General features: G+C 56.6%; 1 protein-coding gene and 1 pseudogene. Both read left to right on the top strand.

The features are described 5' to 3' along the window. Positions 1 to 769 (top strand): annotated as a pseudogene (locus HMPREF2736_RS12340) (IS21 family transposase); the annotation flags it as partial. A 1-nt stretch (position 770) separates the two neighbouring features. Then, positions 771 to 1,505 carry an IS21-like element helper ATPase IstB gene (gene istB, locus HMPREF2736_RS02385; protein ID WP_101733627.1) on the top strand — a complete coding sequence of 245 codons (735 nt, stop codon included), beginning with the start codon at positions 771 to 773 and terminating at the stop codon, positions 1,503 to 1,505. The last annotated feature ends 97 nt before the right edge of the window (positions 1,506 to 1,602 follow it).

The raw sequence follows: 1,602 nt of genomic DNA, 5'->3' as shown, positions 1-1,602 counted from the left end.
AGGCAATGTGGAAAACGCTGTCGGGTTCATCCGCCGAAACCTGCTCGTTCCCGTGCCAGAAGTTGCTTCACTGGCAGAACTAAACGCTCTTCTGGACTCTGGGTGTGCCGCGTTTGCCAAGCAGACCCATTATAAGAAGGCAGCGGTAATCGCTGATCTGTTTCAACACGATCAACAAGCGCTCAAAGCATGTCCGTCGGTGCGGTTTAATCCGGTGCGTTTCGAAGTGCGTCGCACCGATAAAACCGGGATTGTCACCGTAGCAGGCAACCGCTACCTAGTCGGGCCTGCCTGGGCAAACAGGCAAGTCACACTGGAATTGTCCCACGACACCATCACCGTCTTAGACGAGGAGTCTCGACGCATCATCGCGCTGCCGAGAGTCTTCGGCACTGCAGACGCTACAGTGATCAACCCCATAAGTCTGCTGCCAGGGTTAGCCAAAAAGCCGGGAGCGTGGAAGAACTCACCACTTCGCCACCATATGCCGGATAACGTCGTCGGCTACCTCGACGAAGCAGATACCGTCACACGCCGTGAGTTTTTCACCCATGCACAAACCACCGCCGCAGAATGCGGTTTCGACGCCACCGTCACCGCCGCTGCAGCACTTTTAGAAGCCAACGCTCAACCAACCGGACCGCATCTTGGCATCGCTGCACGATACAGCACCCCACCACCAACACAGCACACCAGAGCAAACCTGGCTACCTACGACCAACTCCTTGCCACCACAATCAACACCCCACAGCATGCGGAGGCGACCTAAAATGAGCGCTACAACCACCAAAAACCAAGTTGTCACACTCGGCCGCCAGCTCTATTTGACCACCGCTGTGTTACGCCAATGCGTTGAACACGCCACCCCACGCCAGTGCGACATCCTCATCGAATTGTTCGAAGCTGAACTTTCTTCCAGAGCAGCATCCAGAGCCCGCCGCCTCATGCACCGTGCGCGTGTGCCAGTACGCAAAACCCTCGACGGCTACGACTGGTCACCAGTGACCCTGCCCACGGACATCACCCGCGAACACCTCACCACGCTTGAGTTTCTCAACGGATGTGAAGACCTCGTCTTCTACGGGGACGTCGGCACCGGGAAAACACATCTCGCCATCGCGCTAGCCACCCAAACATGCCTTGCAGGCATCCCAGCAAGGTTTTTCACCGCCGCCGGCCTAGTCGACCACTTACGCAACGCTAAACAGGCAGGAAGACTCGACAAAGAACTCGCAGCACTCGGCAAAAACAAGCTCCTCGTCATCGACGAACTCGGCTACATCCCCATCGACACTGACGGTGCACGGTTACTTTTCCAAGCCATCGCCGACGCCTACGAACAACGCAGCCTGATCATCACCACCAACCTCGCGTTTTCCCAATGGGGCCAAGTCTTCGGCAACGATGACATGGCAGCGGCAGCCATCGACCGCATCGTCCACCACGGACGCATGATTACCTTCACCGGCCAGTCCTACCGCATGGCAAACGCCCTCATGAAATAACCCTCAAAACCCCAGCAACGCTCAAACGGCCCAAAACCGTGCCGAACTGGCCTAAAAATTCGAGCCGAAACGGCCTAAAACAACTTGACAAAACACA

The sequence above is a fragment of the Corynebacterium sp. HMSC036E10 genome (assembly GCF_001836265.1).
Lineage (GTDB): Bacteria > Actinomycetota > Actinomycetes > Mycobacteriales > Mycobacteriaceae > Corynebacterium > Corynebacterium coyleae.
This window is presented reverse-complemented; position numbering and strand designations above follow the sequence as displayed.